Origin of the sequence: Paraburkholderia sediminicola (assembly GCF_902859805.1) — a bacterium.
GTDB lineage: Bacteria > Pseudomonadota > Gammaproteobacteria > Burkholderiales > Burkholderiaceae > Paraburkholderia > Paraburkholderia sediminicola.
Map to the genome: position 1 here is coordinate 462,018 of NZ_CADIKC010000003.1, position 17,706 is coordinate 479,723.

The following is a 17,706-nucleotide window of genomic DNA, read 5'->3' on the forward strand; positions in this document are numbered from 1 at the left end:
CTGCCGGCGCGCTGAATCCGGATGCATTCGGGTAACATGCGTCAGGTTGGCGCGCACGGGGCGCGCCGCACGCGCATGGGTTGACGCGGTTGGTCGAGCCAAGCCTTCCGTTTTTTCTGCAGTCCAGTTCGCACCATCATGATTATTACTTCGCTGCTCGACACCGATCTGTACAAGTTCACGATGATGCAAGTGGTGTTGCATCACTTTCCCGCGGCGAATGTCGAGTACAAGTTTCGCTGCCGTACGCCAAATGTCGACCTCGTGCCGTATATCGGCGAGATTCGCGACGAAGTGCGCAAGCTCTGCGATCTGCGCTTCACCGACGGCGAGCTCGACTACCTGCGGCGCATGCGCTTCATCAAGGGCGACTTCATCGAGTTTCTCGCGCTGTTCCATCTGAACGAGAAATACATTTCGATCTCGCCCTCGCCGAAGGGCAATGGTGAAATCGACATTGAGATCAAGGGGCCGTGGCTGCACACGATCCTGTTCGAGATTCCGATGCTCGCAATCGTCAATGAAGTCTACTTCCGCAACACCCAGCAGAAGCCTGACTACAGCGAAGGGCGCGGCCGTCTCGTCGAGAAGATCAAGCTTCTGGGCGCGCGCCCGGAATTCGCCGATTGCAAGATTGCCGACTACGGCACGCGCCGCCGCTTCTCGAAGCAATGGCACGAAGAAGTGATCCTCACGCTGAAAGACGGCCTCGGCGAACAGTTCGCAGGCACCAGCAACGTCTTCTACGCGATGAAGCACAGCCTCACGCCGCTCGGCACGATGGCGCATGAATACCTGCAGGCGTGTCAGGCGCTCGGTCCGCGGCTGCGCGATTCGCAGATCTTCGGCTTCGAAATGTGGGCGAAGGAATATCGCGGCGACCTGGGTATCGCACTGTCGGACGTGTACGGGATGGAGGCTTTCCTGCGCGACTTCGACATGTACTTCTGCAAGCTGTTCGACGGCGCGCGCCACGATTCAGGCGACCCATTCGACTGGGGCGAGCGCCTGCTCAAGCACTACGAGGCGAACCGCTGCGACCCGCGTACCAAGATCCTTGTGTTCTCGGACGCGCTCGACATTCCGAAGGTGCTGCAACTGTACGAGCGTTTCCGCGGCCGCTGCAAGCTGGCATTCGGTGTAGGAACCAATCTGACAAACGATCTCGGCTACAACCCCTTGCAGATCGTCATCAAGATGGTTCGCTGCAACGGTCAGCCGGTGGCGAAACTGTCGGACTCGCCGGGCAAGAACATGTGCGAAGACAAGGCCTATCTCGCGTATCTGCGTCAGGTGTTCGGCATTGCGCAGCCCGAGGAAGACGCTGCGAAGTAGCGTGGCGTCTGCGCGGCGCGTGTGCGACTCATGTGCCAATGTCTCGTGCGGATGTCTTGTGCCACTTTCCTGTGTCGATATTGTGCTGGGATCTCGTTGAGATCCTGCTCGCCGCGTGGCCGATATGCCGCCTTAGGCCGTTCGGCCAGGGTGTTTGCGCGCAGGGTGGCCGGTATAATTCCCGCCATATCGCACGGCTGTCGACACGAGGATTTCGCATATGGACACATCGATTGCCCGCCGTAACATCCTGGCGCGCATCCGCGCAGCGCAGGGGCGTGAGCCTGAGCCGTCCGCTGCCGAGCGCGAGGCGGCTGCGGATTATCTGGCGCGCCATCCTCAAGGTCCGCGTCCAGAGATGCCGGCCGATCTGACCAAGCGTTTCATCGAAGAAGCGCAGAAAATGGCGACCACGGTCGATACGGTCGAATCACTCGGCGACGTGCCTTCCGCTGCGCATCGCTACCTGACCGAACATGCTTTGCCGCTGCAAGCAATCGCGTGGCAAACCCTGCAAGATCTTCAATGGGCCGAAGCCGGCCTCAACGTCGAATTCCGCAAACCTGAAGACGGCGACGTGGTCGGTCTCACCGGCTGCTTTTGTGCGACCGCGGAGACGGGCACGCTCGTTCTGTTGTCCGGACCGGAAACCTACGCATCGGCAGGCCTGTTGCCGGAAACGCATATCGCAATCGTGCCGGCTTCGCGCATCGTCTCAGGACACGAGGAGGCGTTTGGGCTGATCCGCAGCGAACGCGGTGAACTTCCGCGCGCAGTCAATTTTGTCTCCGGGCCGTCGCGCACCGGTGATATCGAACAGACTATCGTGCTTGGCGCACATGGGCCGTATCGGGTGCATGTGATCGTCGTACGTGGCGCCTGAGCGTGGCGAGCGGCTGGGCTTATCGCCGCGCACCGTTACTCGCGCTAACAAGGACTTCAAGAATATGAAACGACATGCCGTGTGGGCGAGCATGATGCTCGGTGCTGCGCTGACGCTGGCCGGCTGGCCTCAACTGGCGTCGGCAGCCACGCTCGATGGCGCGACCTTGTCCGCGTTGTGGGGCTTGCCGTTTGCGGGCGTGCTGTTGTCGATCGCGGTGTTCCCGTTGGTCGCGCCGGCATTCTGGCATCACCATTTCGGCAAGATCGCGGCAGCCTGGGCGCTGCTGTTCCTGGTGCCGTTTGCGCTTACCTTCGGCACGGGCGTCGCCTTCGGGACCTTGGTACATGCGGTGCTCGAAGAATACATCCCGTTCATCGTCCTGCTGACGGCGCTTTATACCGTCGCGGGCGGTATCTGTGTGCGCGGCAATCTGCATGGCACGCCGCGCCTGAATACCGCGATTCTCGCGCTCGGCACACTATTGGCCAGCATCATGGGCACGACCGGCGCGGCGATGCTGCTGATCCGTCCGTTGCTGCGCGCTAACGACAATCGCAAGCACGTCGTTCATGTGGTGGTGTTCTTCATCTTTCTGGTCGCGAACGCGGGCGGCTCGTTGTCGCCGCTCGGTGACCCGCCGCTCTTTCTCGGCTTCCTGCAAGGTGTCAGTTTTTTCTGGACCACCACGCATCTGGCGTTGCCGATGCTGTTTGTCTGCGTCGTGCTGCTGGCCGCGTTCTATGCATTGGATTCGTACTATTTCCATCGGCGTGAAGAAGAGCGTTCGCGCTTTCTCGATCCGACGCCGGATTCGCCGCCGCTCGGCGTCGACGGCAAGATCAACTTCGTGCTCCTCGCTGCCGTGATTGCGCTGGTTCTGATGAGCGGACTCTGGAAGTCAGGCGTCGTGTTCGACGTTTTCGGTACGCACGTCGCGTTGCAAAATGCCGTGCGCGATGTCGCGCTGATCGGCGTGACCTTGCTGTCGCTGGCGTTGACGCCGCGCGCGGCGCGCGCCGGCAATGACTTCAACTGGGCGCCGATCGAAGAGGTCGCCAAACTGTTTGCGGGCATCTTCGTGACGATCGCGCCGGTCATCACGATCCTGCGCGCCGGCGAGGCGGGCGCGTTTGCCGGTATCGTCCATCTGGTCAACCCGTCCGGCCAGCCTCACGACCTGATGTACTTTTGGGCAACCGGCCTGCTGTCGTCGTTTCTCGACAATGCGCCGACCTACCTGGTGTTCTTCAACCTGGCCGGCGGCGACGCGCAGACATTGATGACCACCGGCGCCACGACGCTCGCGGCGATCTCGGCGGGCGCGGTGTTCATGGGCGCCAACACATATATCGGCAATGCGCCGAACTTCATGGTGAAAGCGATCGCGGAGTCGCGCGGCGTTCGCATGCCAAGCTTTTTCGCGTATCTCGGCTGGTCGGTTGTAGTGCTGGTGCCGCTGTTTCTGGTCACCGGCTGGCTGTTTTTTTGACGCCTGATTTCACGCTTATCCTGACGCCGAGGTAGTTAGACTCGACGCGCTATCCGGAGAATTGCAATGCAGAAGATCCTCGTCGCCCGTCCGATCTTTCCCGATGTGATCGAACGGCTCAAACAGTATTTCGATGTCGACTGGCATCAGGGTGAAGTCTTGCCCGCTGACGAGTTGACGCGCCGTCTCGCGGATAAAGACGGCGCGCTGACCGCGGGCGATCCGGTCGGCGCGGCGGCGCTCGCCGCGGCGCCGCGTCTGCGCGTGGTGTCGAACATGGCCGTGGGCTACAACAACTTCGATATGGCTGCGTTCAACGCGGCCAACGTGCTCGGCACCAACACGCCGGACGTGCTGAACGAATCGACCGCCGATTTCGGCTGGGCGCTGATGATGGCCGCGGCGCGCCGCATTGCCGAATCGGAACACTGGTTGCGCGCGGGCAAATGGCAGAAGTGGACCTATGACGGCTTTCTCGGCAGCGACATTTACGGTTCGACACTCGGCGTGATCGGCATGGGCCGGATCGGGCAGGCGCTGGCGCGTCGCGCCAAGGGTTTCAATATGCAGGTGATCTATCACAACCGTTCGCGTGTCGCGCCGGAGATCGAGGCGGAGTTGAACGCGGAATACGCGTCCAAACAGGACCTGCTGCGGCGCGCCGATCACGTGGTGCTCGTCTTGCCGTACACCAAGGAAAACCACCATACGATCGGTGCTGCCGAACTCGCGCAGATGAAGCCGACTGCAACGCTCACCAACATCGCACGCGGCGGCATTGTCGACGATGCGGCGCTGGTCGAAGCACTGCGTACGAAACAGATTGCCGCCGCCGGTCTGGATGTTTACGAAGGCGAGCCGCGTCTGAATCCGGATCTGCTGACGGTGCCGAATGTCGTACTGACACCGCACATCGCCAGCGCGACCGAGGCAACGCGTCGCGCCATGGCGAACCTCGCCGCAGACAACCTGATCGCGGCGCTGGGTGAAGGTCCGCGCGCCGGCCGGCCGCCGAATCCGATCAACCCCGAGGTCATCGGCAAGGCGCGTTCATGATCATGATTCTGGTGGCGGCCGTTGCCGTACTGGCGGTCGCCTTGGTCATCGCGTTGGCGTTGCTGATGCGCGGCGGTCGCGCTGATGGAAGCGAGCAATTCGAGATTCTCAGCGAACGTATCGACACAGCGGCGGATGCGCAGTCGCATGCCTATGAGCGGCTCGAGCGGCAACTGCGCAATGACATCACCGAAACGGCACGCGTCTCGCGTACCGAGCAGAGCAGCGGGTTCGCGCACTTCCAGCAAACGCTGGCATCGCAATTCAGCAGTATGACGACGGTGCAGGGCGGCAAGATCGATGGCTTCGCGCAGCAACTCGACGCCGTGCGCCACAGCCTGCAGCAACAGGCGCAGCAGGCACGCGATGAACAAGGGCGCACGCTCAAGCAGTTCGGCGAAACGCTGACCCTGCAACTGGGCCAGCTCACCGAGTCGAACGATCGCCGCTTCGCCGAGGTGCGGGCAACGATCGAGCAGCGGCTGAAAGACATCGAGGCGAACAACTCGACCAAGCTCGAAGAGATGCGCCGTACCGTCGACGAAAAATTGCACGCCACGCTCGAACAACGTCTGGGCGAATCGTTCAAGCTGGTGTCCGACCGGCTGGAGCAGGTGCATCGCGGTTTGGGGGAAATGCAGACGCTGGCTGCGGGTGTAGGCGACCTGAAGAAAGTGCTCACTAACGTCAAAACGCGCGGCACGTGGGGCGAAGTGCAGCTCGAAGCATTGCTCGAACAACTGCTCACGGCGGATCAATACGCAAAGAACGTTGCGACGATACCGAAGAGCGCCGATCGCGTCGAATTCGCAATCAAACTGCCGGGCCGCGCGGAGGCAGGTGGTCCAGCCACGCCGGTCTGGCTGCCGATCGACGCCAAGTTCCCGCGCGAAGACTACGAGCGGTTGATCGAGGCTCAGGAGCGCGCCGATCCGGTTGCGGTGGAGGAGGCGTCGCGCGCGCTCGAAGCGCGGATTCGCGCCGAAGCCCGCACGATCGCAGAGAAGTATGTGTCGCCGCCGCACACCACGGATTTCGCGCTGCTATTTCTGCCGACCGAGGGTCTGTACGCGGAAGTCCTGCGTCGGCCGGGCCTGACGGACCTGCTGCAACGCGACTATCGCGTGACGATTGCCGGCCCGACCACGCTGACCGCCTTGCTCAATAGCCTGCAAATGGGCTTCCGCACGCTGGCGATCGAGAAGCGGTCGAGCGAAGTGTGGCAAGTGCTCGGCGCGGTGAAAACGGAGTTCGGGAAATTCGGTGACGTGCTGGCCAAGACCAAGGCGCAGCTTGAAACCGTCACGCGTTCGATCGAAGCCGCGGAAACGCGCACCCGCGTCATGAACCGCAAGCTGCGTGATGTCGAGGCGTTGCCGGGTGAAGAGGCGAGCGGATTGCTCGGCGATGCGCTAACGGGCGTGGATCCCGACGAGCAGTAGAGTCTGACGTTGGCTCGAACTCAAACTCAGGAAGCGGCTGCTGCGGCCAACTGTTCCAGCGCGTCGCCCGTCAGTCGCACGACGCGCCAATCCGGCATTACTGTCGCGCCCAATTTTTCGTAGAAGCTAATGGCCTGCTTGTTCCAGTCGAGCACGGTCCATTCAAAGCGTCCGCACTGCCGCTCGACTGCCAGTGCCGCCAGCCTCGCGAGCATCGCGGCGCCTAGACCGCTGCCGCGCTGACCCGGTTGCACGTAGACATCTTCGAGATACAGCCCGCGTTTGCCGGCGAAGCTCGAGTAATTGTGGAAGAACAGCGCATAGCCGACGATGCGTCCTTCGTTTTCCGCAACCAGCGCTTCGATCGAGGGCCGCGCGCCGAACAGGGCGTCGCGCAATCCGTCTTCGGTCGCGACGAAGACGTGCGTGAGGCTCTCGAACTCGGCCAGCTCGTACGTCAGCGCGAAGATAGCGCCCGTATCCGCAGGTGTCGCGGCGCGGATCGTCGCGGGCATTACGCTTCTTCCGGCGCGTCGGTCAGCTGGATTTCGATGCCGCCAAAACGCGACGCCACCCAGTTGTAGGCGTGGCACGCAATCCACAGCAGGATGAAGCCGAGAATCGCGTTCAGCAGCAGCGCGCTGAACACGGTGCTCAGTTCGACCGAGCCATAGCGGATGAACGCCACCAGCACGCCGAGCAGCACGATCGGCACCGAGAATGTCAGGTACACGAGGATAAGCGCTTTGGCCGTCTGTCCCGGTGCAATGAACGAGATCTGTTTTTTCATGTAAGTCAAACCCGTGTGTCGTAGTGGTAATGGGTAAAGCGTGCAAGCGCGGCCGCAAAACGCCGCCACGAAAGCGTTCAGTCAGGCGTCAGATCAGGCCGTCGAACAACATGATATCGACGGGCTCGCCCTCGCCAATATCGGCTTCATCGTGCCCGAGAACGATGAAACAATTTGCTTCGCTCATCGAACTCAGCACGCCGGAGCTTTGCGAGCCGGTCGGCGTGACATGCCATTGGCCGCGCGCGTCCTGTCCGGCAACGCCGCGCTGGTATTCGGTGCGGCCGGCGCGCTTGCGGATGGCCTGGCGGCTGGCGGCGCGCAAGACCGGCAGCGGCTGCGGCGTCGCGCCGGACATCAGCAGCAGCGCTTCACGCACGATCTGGTAGAACGTCACCATCACGGCCACGGGATTGCCCGGCAAGCCGAAGAATAACGCGGGCAGCCCGAGACCCGGATGTGCGCCGGACCAGACGCGGCCAAAAGCGAGCGGCCGGCCCGGACGCATCGCGAGACTCCAGAAGGCGACGTCGCCGAACGTCTGGAGCAATTGCTTGGTGAAATCCGCCTCGCCCACCGAGACGCCGCCCGACGTCAGCACCACGTCGGCGCTGGCTGCGGCGCTGCGCAAAGCAGCCTCGAGCGCTGCGGGTTCGTCGCGCACCACGCCCAGATCGAGCGTATCCACGTTCAGGCGCCGAAGCATCGCAAACAGCGTGTAGCGGTTGCTGTCGTACACCGAACCCGGGTCGAGCGGCTCGCCGAGCGAGCGCAATTCGTCGCCAGTTGAGAAAAACGCGACGCGCAAGCGCCGCCACACGTTGACTTCGCCGATGCCGAGCGAAGCCAGCAAACCAAGGTCCGACGCGCGCATGATACGGCCGGCGCGCAGCGCGGCATGGCCGCGGGCGAGGTCTTCGCCGGCGAGGCGACGGTTGGCGCCGGCTCGCAAGGCGTTGGCCGCAAAACGGATCGAGGTGGAATCGGCGCTGCGCTGGACAAGCTCCTGCGGCACGACGGTGTCGCAGTCAGCCGGCATGCAGGCGCCCGTCATGACGCGTACGCATTGCGTCGTGTCTACGTGGCCCGGGAACGGATGGCCGGCCAGCGCTTTGCCGGCGATCGTCAAATTGACCGTGGATTCACTCGTTGCCAACGCCGCCCCGTTGAACGCGTAACCGTCCATGGCCGAATTGTCGTGCGACGGGACGTCGATCGGCGAGACGATATCGGCCGCCAGCACACGGCCGAGCGCGTCGCGCAAGGGCACGCGTTCGACTGCCGTAACGGGCGTTGCCCATTGACGGACGATCGCCTGGGCGGCCGAAACAGGTAGCGCATGAGGATCGTACTGCGCGACGCAGCGGGAAAATTCGTTAAGCGTGGTCATGAAGGGCTGGACGTCGCGATCGGCGGCGGAAGCGGCTGTTGCCGTGCGGCCGGAGCGGGATTTCAACCGGGGCCTCAACAACGCTCGAGGTCGGCGAGTTCTTGTAACGAATTGATATTGTAAAACGCGCGCTCGTCGGCAAAGGCGACTTCGACCGTCTTGTGGCGTGCGTACCACGCGCGAACCTTACGCTCGCCGGCGTCGAGAAAGGCCGCCAGGTCGTCGGCGAGACTCGTGCGCAGCAACGCGAACACGGGATGGAGCGAGACGTGGCCTTCGGCGTCGGTGGTCGTGACGGTGGCGATATCGGCCTGATGCGAGCCGAGTGCCTGCGTGAGGTGGAAGGCGAGATCGGCGGGCAGTCCGGGCGTGTCGCAGGGCGCGCTTAGCACGTACGCGGTGCCGGCTGCGCGCAGACCAGCGAGCAGGCCCGCCAACGGTCCGGGGAAGCCGGGCAGGGTATCGGCAAGCACCGTGGCGCCGAACGGCGCGCCGAGCGCTGTGTAGACCTCAGGGTGACGATTGGCGCTGATGAGCAGGGCGCCGGTTTGCGGTGCGAGACGCTTTAGCACGTGAGCGGCGAGCGGCTCGCCGTGCAGCGTTTGCAGACCCTTGTCGACTCCGCCCATACGCGTGCCGCGTCCGCCCGCGAGGACCAGGCCGGTGATGTGCTCGCAATCCGGATTCATGAGCGCGGCCGCCTAGCCGCCGATGTACGACATTTCCACGCGGCGGGCGTCCTGCGTGCGGAGTGCGGCTGCATTGCTACCGCGTAATTGCGAATAACGGTCGCTGCGGCCTTGCCAGATTTCGGCGACGGCGGTGGCGATGGCGGCGTCGCTCGCGCCGCTGCGCAGCAACCCACGCAGATCGTGACCGGACGAGGCGAACAGGCACAGGTACAGCTTGCCCTCGGTCGACAGACGCGCTCGCGTGCAACTGCCGCAAAACGCGCGTGTGACGCTAGAAATCACGCCGATTTCGCCACTGCCGTCCGCGTAACCCCAGCGCTGGGCGGTTTCCGCTGCGCTGTGCGCTTCGAGCGGCATAAGCGGGAAATGCTCGGCGATGCGCGTCACGACGTCGGCGGATGGCAGCACTTCAGTCATGTTCCAGCCGTTCGATGTGCCCACGTCCATGTATTCGATAAAGCGCAGCACCGCGCCCGAGCCTTTGAAATGACGTGCCATGGGCACGATTTCGCCGTCGTTGGTGCCACGTTTGACGACCATGTTGACTTTCACCGGTGCGAGCCCCACCGCTTGCGCCGCGGCGATCCCGTCCAGCACGTCGGCGACTGCGAAGTCGGCGTCGTTCATGCGGCGGAACAGGGTGTCGTCGAGCGCGTCGAGACTCACCGTCACGCGGGTCAGGCCGGCGTCTTTCAGGCTGCGCGCCTTGCGCTCCAGCAGCGAGCCGTTGGTGGTCAGCGTCAGGTCGAGTGGACGGCCTTCCGGCGTGGAGAGTTGCGCGAGCCGTTCGATCAGGAATTCCAGATTTTTGCGCAGGAGCGGCTCGCCGCCCGTAAGGCGGATTTTCTCGACGCCGTGTGCGACGAAGAGCCGTGCCAGCCGTTCGATTTCTTCGAAGCTGAGCAGTGCGCTATGCGGCAGGAATGCGTAATCCTTGTCGAACACCGCGCGCGGCATGCAGTAGACGCAGCGGAAATTGCAGCGATCCGTCACCGAGATGCGCAGATCGCGCAGCGGGCGCGCCAGCGTGTCGTGCAGCGCGCCGCTGGGCGCCTGCACGGGTCCGGTAATAACCGGCACCGCGCTGAGATCGGCAACAGGGATGATGCGTCGGGACATGAATTGCTTCGCTTGATGCTTCGTTTCGGGCTGCTTAGGTGCTGCTTAGGTGCGGCGATCGCTGTTGCGGTTGGCGCCGTGATTGGAACCTAGATCTTCATTCTAGCGGAAATGCATCCGGCGGCTGGCAGCCTCCGGACGCCGTCCGGGTATACGGGGAGTGGCATAAAGCCCGCGATCGGACGGGGCGCGGCGCCCATAAAACAAAAAGCCCGCCGGTGAGGGCGGGCTTTTTGCATAGTGGCGGTTCGCTTACTGCGGATGCTTACCGGTTTCCACCATTTGCATCGGCGCGGTTTCGACCGGCGGCAACGCCTTACGTTCGCGACCCACGCGAACCGGCTTGGCCGCTTGCGCAGCCGCTTCCTGCGCAGCCCGCAGCTTGTCGGCGTCGGTGTTCACCCAGACGAGACCGGCTTGTTCCAGCACCGGCTTCAGGGCTTCAGCCGACACACCGGCATAACGTGGCGCTTGCGGCGCAGCAGCTGCAACGGGCGCCGGCTCAATTGCTGCCGGTTCAACGACCGCTTCAACTGCCGGTGCGACCGCTGCAACGACCGGTTGCGCTTCGAAGATATCGGCTTGCCGTGCCGGCTGGGCGGCCGGTGCTTCGACCACTGCTGCCGGCGCCACGGTTTCCACTGGAGCCGGTGCGGCTTCTGCTTCAACGACCGGAGCAACTGCCGGCGTTTCGACTCGCGCTTCGACAGGGGCTTCAAAGCGAGCGACCGGTTCGGCAAGCGAAACCGTCTCGCTGGCGGCCGGCGCAGCTTGCGCGGCTTCGACCGGCGCAGCAACGGCCTGCGCCACTGGCGCTTCCACTGCCTGCTCGACCGCTACCGGCGCCACCGGTGCTTCCGCGACCGGCACAACCGTTTCCGTCTTCGCAGCCTGCTCGGCGGCCAGAGCCGGCGTTTCGGCTACTGCGTGCAGTTCGCTGACCACGACAGTTTCCGTCGCGACAGCGGCGACAACCACTTCCACCGGCTTTACAGCAGCCGCTTCGCTGACTTCCGCCTTGTGCTCGACCGCTTGATGCGCGGTGCGCACCGGCGCGTCGTCGGTCACATTGGTGTTGTCGCTTTCACCTTCCGCAACGTCCGCAGCCAGGTTGCCGTTCACGTCTTCTTCACGCTCACGACGACCACCACGACGGCCGCGACGGCGACGACGACGCTCTTCACCTTCACGCGCGACCGCTTCCTGATCGACCGGCATACCGTTTTCGCCCAGGGCGGTCTGGTTTTGCGCCAGTTCTTCCGCCGTTTGCGCGTCGTTCTGCGTCAGTGCATCTGCGGCTTCCGGCTGTTGCTTGCGGCGTTCGCCGCGTTCAGCGCGCTCGCCACGCTCACGGCGTTCGCCGCGTTCCTGACGCTCGCCACGTTCGACGCGCGGTGCGCCCTCGACGGTTTCCGCACGATCGCTGCCGCGATTGTCGCGGTCACGGTTTTCGCGGCCCTCGCGACCTTCACGCGGCTCACGAGCCTCGCGCGGTTCGCGGCCTTCACGGGCCTCACGCGGTTCGCGCTGCTCACGGTTGGCGCGCGGCTCGCGCGATTCACGTGCTTCACGCGGCTCACGACCTTCGCGTGCTTCACGGCCCTCACGCGGTTCGCGTTCCTCGCGACGCGACGGTTGCTGACCTTGAGCCTGACGGCCGCCGGTCGTGCCTTCGCCACGGCCCGCTGCATCACGGCCGCCAGCACCGCCACGGCGATTGCGGTTGCGATCGCCGCCGCGTTCGCCGGTGCGCTCACCGCGCTCCGTGCGTTCGCCGCGTTGCGGACGCGTCTGCTTGTCGGTCGTAGCCGGTGCGACAGGCGCCGGTGCGGCCGGCTGCACGCCGAACAGGTTCTTCAACCAGCCGATAAAGCCGCCGCCGGCCGGTGTGACTGCCACCGGAGCCGGGGTTGCCGCCGGACGGACCGGCGCGCTCGGGGCCGGCTTCTCGGGCGTGATGCCCTTGACCGCGGCTTCCTGCTTCGGCTTCACTTCCTCAGCGCGCTTGCTGTAACCGGTTTCCGATTCCAGTTCGCGGGCTGCTTCTTCGGCCATCTTCCACGAAGCGCGCGGCTCGTCGAGGCGCGCATCGTCGTGACGCAGGCGTTCGAGCTTGTAATGCGGCGTGTCGAGGTGCTTGTTCGGGATCAGAACGACGTTGACCTTGAAACGCGATTCGATCTTGTTGATTTCAGCGCGCTTTTCGTTCAACAGGAAGGCGGTCACTTCGACCGGCACCTGGCAATGGATCGCCGCGGTGTTTTCCTTCATCGCTTCTTCCTGAATGATCCGCAGCACTTGCAGCGCGGACGATTCGGTATCGCGAATGTGGCCCGTGCCGTTACAGCGCGGGCACGTCACGTGGCTGCCTTCCGACAGAGCCGGACGCAGACGTTGACGCGACAGTTCCATCAGGCCGAAGCGCGAGATCTTGCCCATCTGGACGCGCGCACGGTCGTGCTTGAGCGCATCTTTCAGGCGTTGTTCGACTTCACGCTGGCTCTTGGCCGATTCCATGTCGATGAAGTCGATCACGATCAGGCCGCCCAGGTCGCGCAGGCGCAACTGGCGGGCCACTTCGTCGGCGGCTTCGAGGTTGGTGCGGGCGGCCGTTTCCTCGATGTCCGCGCCCTTGGTGGCGCGTGCCGAGTTCACGTCGATTGCGACCAGCGCTTCCGTGTGGTCGATCACGATGGCGCCGCCCGAGGGCAGCGGCACCGTGCGCGAGTACGCGGTTTCGATCTGGTGTTCGATCTGGAAACGCGAGAAAAGCGGCACGTCGTCGTGATACCGCTTCACCTTGCTGACATTATCCGGCATCACGATATCCATGAAGGCGCGGGCCTGGTCATGGATTTCGGTGGTGTCGATCAGAATTTCGCCGATATCCGGCTGGAAATAGTCACGAATCGCGCGAATAACGAGGCTCGATTCGAGATAAATCAGCATCGGCTGGCCGCTCGAACCGCTTTGCGACGCGGCCTCGATGGCGCGCCACAGTTGCATCAGGTAGTTCAGGTCCCACTGCAGCTCTTCGGCGGAGCGGCCAATACCGGCCGTACGCGCGATGATGCTCATGCCTTCCGGCAATTGCAGTTGCGCCATGGTTTCGCGCAGTTCCTGACGGTCGTCGCCTTCGATACGGCGCGATACGCCACCGCCGCGCGGGTTGTTCGGCATCAGAACCAGATACCGGCCGGCGAGCGAGATGAAGGTGGTGAGGGCCGCGCCCTTGTTGCCGCGTTCTTCCTTTTCGACCTGAACGATCAGTTCCTGGCCTTCACGGAGGGCGTCCTGGATGCGCGCGGAGCGCATGTCGACGCCGTCACGGAAATACTGGCGGGCGACTTCCTTGAACGGCAAAAAGCCGTGGCGGTCTTCGCCGTAGTTGACGAAGCAGGCTTCGAGCGACGGCTCGATGCGAGTGATGATGCCCTTGTAAATATTGCCTTTGCGCTGTTCGCGCCCGGCGGTTTCGATGTCGATATCGATGAGTTTTTGCCCATCGACGATGGCGACGCGCAGTTCTTCCTGCTGCGTCGCATTGAACAACATTCGTTTCATTGAACGGCTCCAGGCGGCTTAGCTAGCCCTCAGCTGCGCGGTTGTCAGTCGCGAGAGCCATGAGGGCAGCGGCATGCCGCGCCTTATTGTGTTTTCACAAGCACGCTGGAGCGGGAAAAATGGCGGGAGAATTGCCTGAGAGGGCCCGGCCCCATTGAAAAATGGGCGCGGTGCCGCAGGGCACATGCGAACACGGCTTCAAATAACGACCCGACACGCCGCGGGTTCTGCCAGCAGACCTTCATAAGCCTTTCGTCCACTCGCGCCGGTGCGCCAACTGGGCGCGTGACCGGAGGGCCGGAGGCTGCGGTCATGCCGCAGCGGGAAGTTCGCGCAGTCGGCGCGTCTTTTCTCGCTGGGGGTGTCTCGCCTCATTTTGACGTCGCCATGTCTTGTATTTTCTACAAGACGCCTCGGGCGCACGCCGTATTTTCGCAACTTGCAGCTTCGTATAACAGGGTGTCTGACCGCGTGATACGGGAGCTGAAAGTTAAATTCTTTTTTACCAAAATTCCGTTACCGTCGAAGCTGACCTTGACCGAACGCGCCTGTGGGCGCCGTCCCTGCCGGGCACTGACTTCGTGCGTGCAACATGTTGCATCTCATTTTCAGGGTGAGCAACCAGACCCCGGCGCAAGTAAAATAACGGTTTATCGCTTGCGCCTGCGCAATCCGCCCGAATTCCGGACACTGCGCCGGCCGCCGCAGACTGCTGGGCAAATTATATTCATAATGAAAGAGTTAGGCAAAATATCCCAGAAATCGGTCGCAAGCGACCAGGTCTCGATGATCGAGATCGATGACAGTGCGGCCGGACAGCGCATTGACAACTTCCTTTTGCGCGTCTGTAAGGGCGTGCCAAAAAGCCATATTTACCGCATCCTGCGCAGCGGAGAGGTGCGTGTAAATAAGGGGCGGATAGACGCGCAGTACCGTCTCGAGCTGGGTGATCTCGTGCGCGTGCCGCCCATTCGCGTCGCTCAACCAAACGAGGCGATCGCCCAGGCGCCGGTGCCGAGCGCGGATTTCAAAATTATTTTTGAAGACGAGCACATGCTCGTGATCGATAAGCCGGCCGGTGTGGCGGTCCACGGAGGCAGCGGCGTGGCGTTCGGCGTGATTGAACAGATGCGCGAAGCGCGGCCCCAGGCGAAATTCCTCGAATTGGTGCATCGGCTGGACCGTGAGACCTCCGGCATCCTGATGCTCGCCAAGAAGCGCTCCGCGCTGGTCAATCTGCACGAGCAGATTCGCGAGAACAAGATGGATAAGCGCTACTATGCGTGCGTCCACGGCGAATGGGCGAGCGACTGGGGCCGCCGCCGCGCGGTCAAGGAGCCGCTGCACAAGTATTTGACCGCAGACGGCGAGCGGCGTGTGCGCGTCCAGGCCGACGGCCTCGCGTCGCACACGGTCTTCAATCTGATCGACCGCTGGCCGGAGTACGCGCTGCTCGAGGCGGAACTGAAGACCGGCCGTACGCATCAGATCCGCGTCCATCTGCAGCATCTGGAACTGCCGATCGTCGGCGATGCCAAATACGGCGACTTCGCGCTGAACAAGGCGCTGGCGCGCGCCAACGCCAAACCTGGCCTGAAGCGTATGTTCCTGCACGCATACCGCCTTAAGCTGACGCATCCGGCAACCGGCGCACCCGTGCAGTTCGAGGCGCCCCTGCCGGCCGAATGCCGCAGTTTCGTGGCGCAGCTCAATGAATTACGTGAATCACAAAATGGGTCAAACCCGGAGACGACACCGCATGGCTAGAGAGCAATTTGATCTGATCGTCTTCGACTGGGACGGAACGCTGATGGATTCGACCGCGCACATCACGCGCAGTATCCAGTCGGCGTGCCGCGATCTCGGTCTGCCGGTTCCCGCCGACGAGGCCGCCAGCTACGTGATCGGTCTCGGCCTGCGCGACGCGCTGCAAATCGCCGCGCCTACGCTCGATCCGTCCGATTACCCGCGTCTGGCGGAGCGCTATCGCTTCCACTATTTAGTGAAAGATCAGACCACCGAGCTGTTCGTCGGCGTGCGCGAGATGTTGCAGGAATTGCGCGATCAGGGTTATCTGCTGGCGGTGGCGACCGGCAAGAGCCGTGTCGGGCTGAATCGCGCGCTTGATCAGTCGCGTCTGACGAGTCTTTTCGACGGCACTCGCTGTGCAGACGAAACCTTCTCGAAGCCGCATCCCGCGATGCTGCACGAGCTTACTCGCGAACTGGGGCAGGATCCGGCGCGCACGGTGATGGTGGGCGATACGACGCACGATTTGCAGATGGCGATCAATGCGGGCGTCGCGGGCATTGGTGTCACATACGGCGCGCATCCTGCCGGCTCGTTGACGGCTTTGTCGCCGAAATTCGTCGCCTCCAGCGTGAACGACCTGTCTGGCTGGCTGCGAGAGAACGCGTGAGTACGGGTATGACCGGGACGGCGACGGAAGCGGTTCGCATTTGTGCGTCCGAAGAACTGGTCGATGGCGGCGCCGGCGTGCGCCGCGCGGCTGAGCTCGGCGGTGGCGACGTCGTAGTATTTTTTGTTCGCTATGATGGCCGTGCATATGGCTATTTGAATCGCTGCGCCCACGTGCCGATGGAGCTCGACTGGGCTGAAGGGCAGTTCTTCGAATCGTCCGGTTTATACTTGATGTGCGCTACACATGGCGCGATTTACGCGCCAGATACGGGCAAATGCGTCGGTGGCCCGTGCCGTGGCGGCCGGTTGCGTCCCGTCGATGTTGATGAGCGGGATACACCTGAAGGCCGTGCCGTGTTCTGGCTGCCGGACGGCGAACTGCGCCCGTCCACGCCCTGATTTTTCTCCTCTTCGATCTTTCCACTGCACCGCATGTCCGACAATTTGACTCCCGAACCGAAAGAACCGTCCCTGACAGGCCGCCCCCGTACGCCTGCCGATGAGCCGGGCTGGGAGCGCGCCGCGCTCGAGCGCATCGCGCTTGCGGCCATCACCGAGCAGCGCGCGGCACGCCGCTGGAAGATCTTCTTCCGTTTTGTGTTCCTGATCGTCCTGCTGCTGGCGGTATGGGGCGCGTTCGATTTCTCAGGCGACAAGGTGTCGACCACGGGCCGGCATACGGCGATGATCACGCTTGACGGCGAAATCTCAGCCGATACGAACGCGAACGCGGAAGATATCAACACGGCACTCGAAAGTGCATTCGACGATGCAGGTACGGCTGGCGTGATTCTGCGCTGTAACAGCCCGGGCGGCAGCCCGGTGCAGGCGGGCATTATCTACAACGAGATTCGCCGGCTGCGCGCCAAGTATCCGTCGATCCCGTTGTATGTCGTGGTTGGCGATATGTGCGCGTCGGGCGGCTATTACGCGGCCGCGGCGGCTGACAAGATTTACGTCGACAAGGCGAGCATCGTCGGTTCGATTGGCGTGCTGATGGATAGCTTCGGCTTCACTGGCTTGATGGACAAGTTGGGGATCCAGCGCCGCCTGCACACTTCGGGTGAGAACAAGGGCTTTTTCGATCCGTTCTCGCCGGAAACGCCGAGGATGGACGAACATGCGCAGGAGATGCTCGATCAGATTCACACCCAGTTCATCGACGCCGTGCGTGAAGGCCGCGGTAAGCGCCTGCACGAAACGCCGGACATGTTCTCAGGCCTCTTCTGGACGGGGCAGAAGAGCGTCGAGCTGGGGCTTGCGGACGGTTTCGGCGACGCGGATTACGTCGCGCGCGACCTCTTCAAGGCGCCGGATATCGTCGACTACACGGTCAAGGAGAGCATTACGGACCGCGTGGCGCGCAAATTCGGTGCTGCGGTTGGCAGTGGCGCCGTTCATGCGATGGCGCTTGGCGGGAAGATGAGTTTGCGGTGATTCAATATGGAAAAGCCCCGCGCGATCGTATGTTGATCGCGCGGGGCTTTTTTTTGCCGTTCGTTCGACCGCAACCGATCCCGCA

The 17,706-nt window shown here is 63.0% G+C and carries 15 protein-coding genes; 9 read left to right on the top strand and 6 right to left on the bottom strand.

The genetic code is table 11. From position 1 onward, the window contains the following. Nucleotides 1–138 precede the first annotated feature (138 nt). The 5 genes from pncB to R8871_RS14450 all read left to right on the top strand — a co-directional run bounded on the left by pncB (nt 139) and on the right by R8871_RS14450 (nt 6,208). Nucleotides 139–1,335, top strand: a complete 1,197-nt coding sequence (gene pncB, locus R8871_RS14430) for a nicotinate phosphoribosyltransferase (protein ID WP_175051057.1) — start codon at nt 139–141, stop codon at nt 1,333–1,335. 220 nt (nt 1,336–1,555) lie between these two features. Further along, on the top strand, nt 1,556–2,218 hold the full coding sequence (locus R8871_RS14435) for a LutC/YkgG family protein (protein WP_175051058.1): 663 nt from the start codon (nt 1,556–1,558) through the stop codon (nt 2,216–2,218). Nucleotides 2,219–2,282: 64 nt separating this feature from the next. Then, entirely contained in the window at nt 2,283–3,710 is a 1,428-nt protein-coding gene (locus tag R8871_RS14440; RefSeq protein ID WP_175051059.1) for a sodium:proton antiporter, read from the top strand. Between the two features lie 66 nt (nt 3,711–3,776). After that, complete coding sequence (locus tag R8871_RS14445) at nt 3,777–4,766, top strand: 2-hydroxyacid dehydrogenase (RefSeq protein WP_175051060.1); 990 nt, start codon at nt 3,777–3,779, stop codon at nt 4,764–4,766. After that, nucleotides 4,763–6,208, top strand: a complete 1,446-nt coding sequence (locus R8871_RS14450) for a DNA recombination protein RmuC (RefSeq protein ID WP_175051061.1) — start codon at nt 4,763–4,765, stop codon at nt 6,206–6,208. Before R8871_RS14445 ends, R8871_RS14450 begins: the two co-directional genes overlap by 4 nt. A 26-nt stretch (nt 6,209–6,234) precedes the next feature. Here the strand turns inward: R8871_RS14450 and R8871_RS14455 are convergent, their stop codons facing one another. The 6 genes from R8871_RS14455 to R8871_RS14480 form a co-directional block, all read right to left on the bottom strand. After that, the gene (locus tag R8871_RS14455; protein ID WP_175051062.1) at nt 6,235–6,723 is read right to left on the bottom strand and encodes a GNAT family N-acetyltransferase; all 489 of its coding nucleotides are present in this window, start codon (nt 6,721–6,723) and stop codon (nt 6,235–6,237) included. Further along, complete coding sequence (locus R8871_RS14460) at nt 6,723–6,998, bottom strand: hypothetical protein (protein WP_054036190.1); 276 nt, start codon at nt 6,996–6,998, stop codon at nt 6,723–6,725. The genes R8871_RS14455 and R8871_RS14460 overlap by 1 nt, the downstream gene beginning before the upstream one ends. 88 nt (nt 6,999–7,086) lie before the next feature. Beyond that, nucleotides 7,087–8,388 (bottom strand): molybdopterin molybdotransferase MoeA, encoded by a 1,302-nt coding sequence (gene moeA / locus R8871_RS14465; protein ID WP_175051312.1) that lies wholly within the window; start codon nt 8,386–8,388, stop codon nt 7,087–7,089. A 74-nt stretch (nt 8,389–8,462) separates the two neighbouring features. Beyond that, complete coding sequence (gene mobA, locus R8871_RS14470) at nt 8,463–9,077, bottom strand: molybdenum cofactor guanylyltransferase MobA (RefSeq protein ID WP_175051063.1); 615 nt, start codon at nt 9,075–9,077, stop codon at nt 8,463–8,465. A gap of 12 nt (nt 9,078–9,089) precedes the next feature. Further along, the gene (moaA, locus tag R8871_RS14475) at nt 9,090–10,199 is read right to left on the bottom strand and encodes a GTP 3',8-cyclase MoaA (protein ID WP_175051064.1); all 1,110 of its coding nucleotides are present in this window, start codon (nt 10,197–10,199) and stop codon (nt 9,090–9,092) included. A 252-nt stretch (nt 10,200–10,451) separates the two neighbouring features. Beyond that, nucleotides 10,452–13,763 carry an Rne/Rng family ribonuclease gene (locus R8871_RS14480; RefSeq protein WP_175051065.1) on the bottom strand — a complete coding sequence of 1,104 codons (3,312 nt, stop codon included), beginning with the start codon at nt 13,761–13,763 and terminating at the stop codon, nt 10,452–10,454. A gap of 732 nt (nt 13,764–14,495) precedes the next feature. Between R8871_RS14480 and R8871_RS14485 the strand changes: the two genes are divergently transcribed. The 4 genes from R8871_RS14485 to R8871_RS14500 are packed head-to-tail and all read left to right on the top strand — an operon-like array spanning nt 14,496 to nt 17,621. Beyond that, complete coding sequence (locus tag R8871_RS14485) at nt 14,496–15,530, top strand: RluA family pseudouridine synthase (RefSeq protein WP_175051313.1); 1,035 nt, start codon at nt 14,496–14,498, stop codon at nt 15,528–15,530. Then, on the top strand, nt 15,523–16,182 hold the full coding sequence (locus R8871_RS14490; protein WP_175051066.1) for an HAD-IIIA family hydrolase: 660 nt from the start codon (nt 15,523–15,525) through the stop codon (nt 16,180–16,182). The genes R8871_RS14485 and R8871_RS14490 overlap by 8 nt, the downstream gene beginning before the upstream one ends. Nucleotides 16,183–16,190: 8 nt before the next feature. After that, nucleotides 16,191–16,583 carry a Rieske (2Fe-2S) protein gene (locus tag R8871_RS14495; protein WP_175051314.1) on the top strand — a complete coding sequence of 131 codons (393 nt, stop codon included), beginning with the start codon at nt 16,191–16,193 and terminating at the stop codon, nt 16,581–16,583. A 33-nt stretch (nt 16,584–16,616) separates the two neighbouring features. Continuing rightward, nucleotides 16,617–17,621, top strand: a complete 1,005-nt coding sequence (locus R8871_RS14500; RefSeq protein ID WP_175051067.1) for a S49 family peptidase — start codon at nt 16,617–16,619, stop codon at nt 17,619–17,621. The last annotated feature ends 85 nt before the right edge of the window (nt 17,622–17,706 follow it).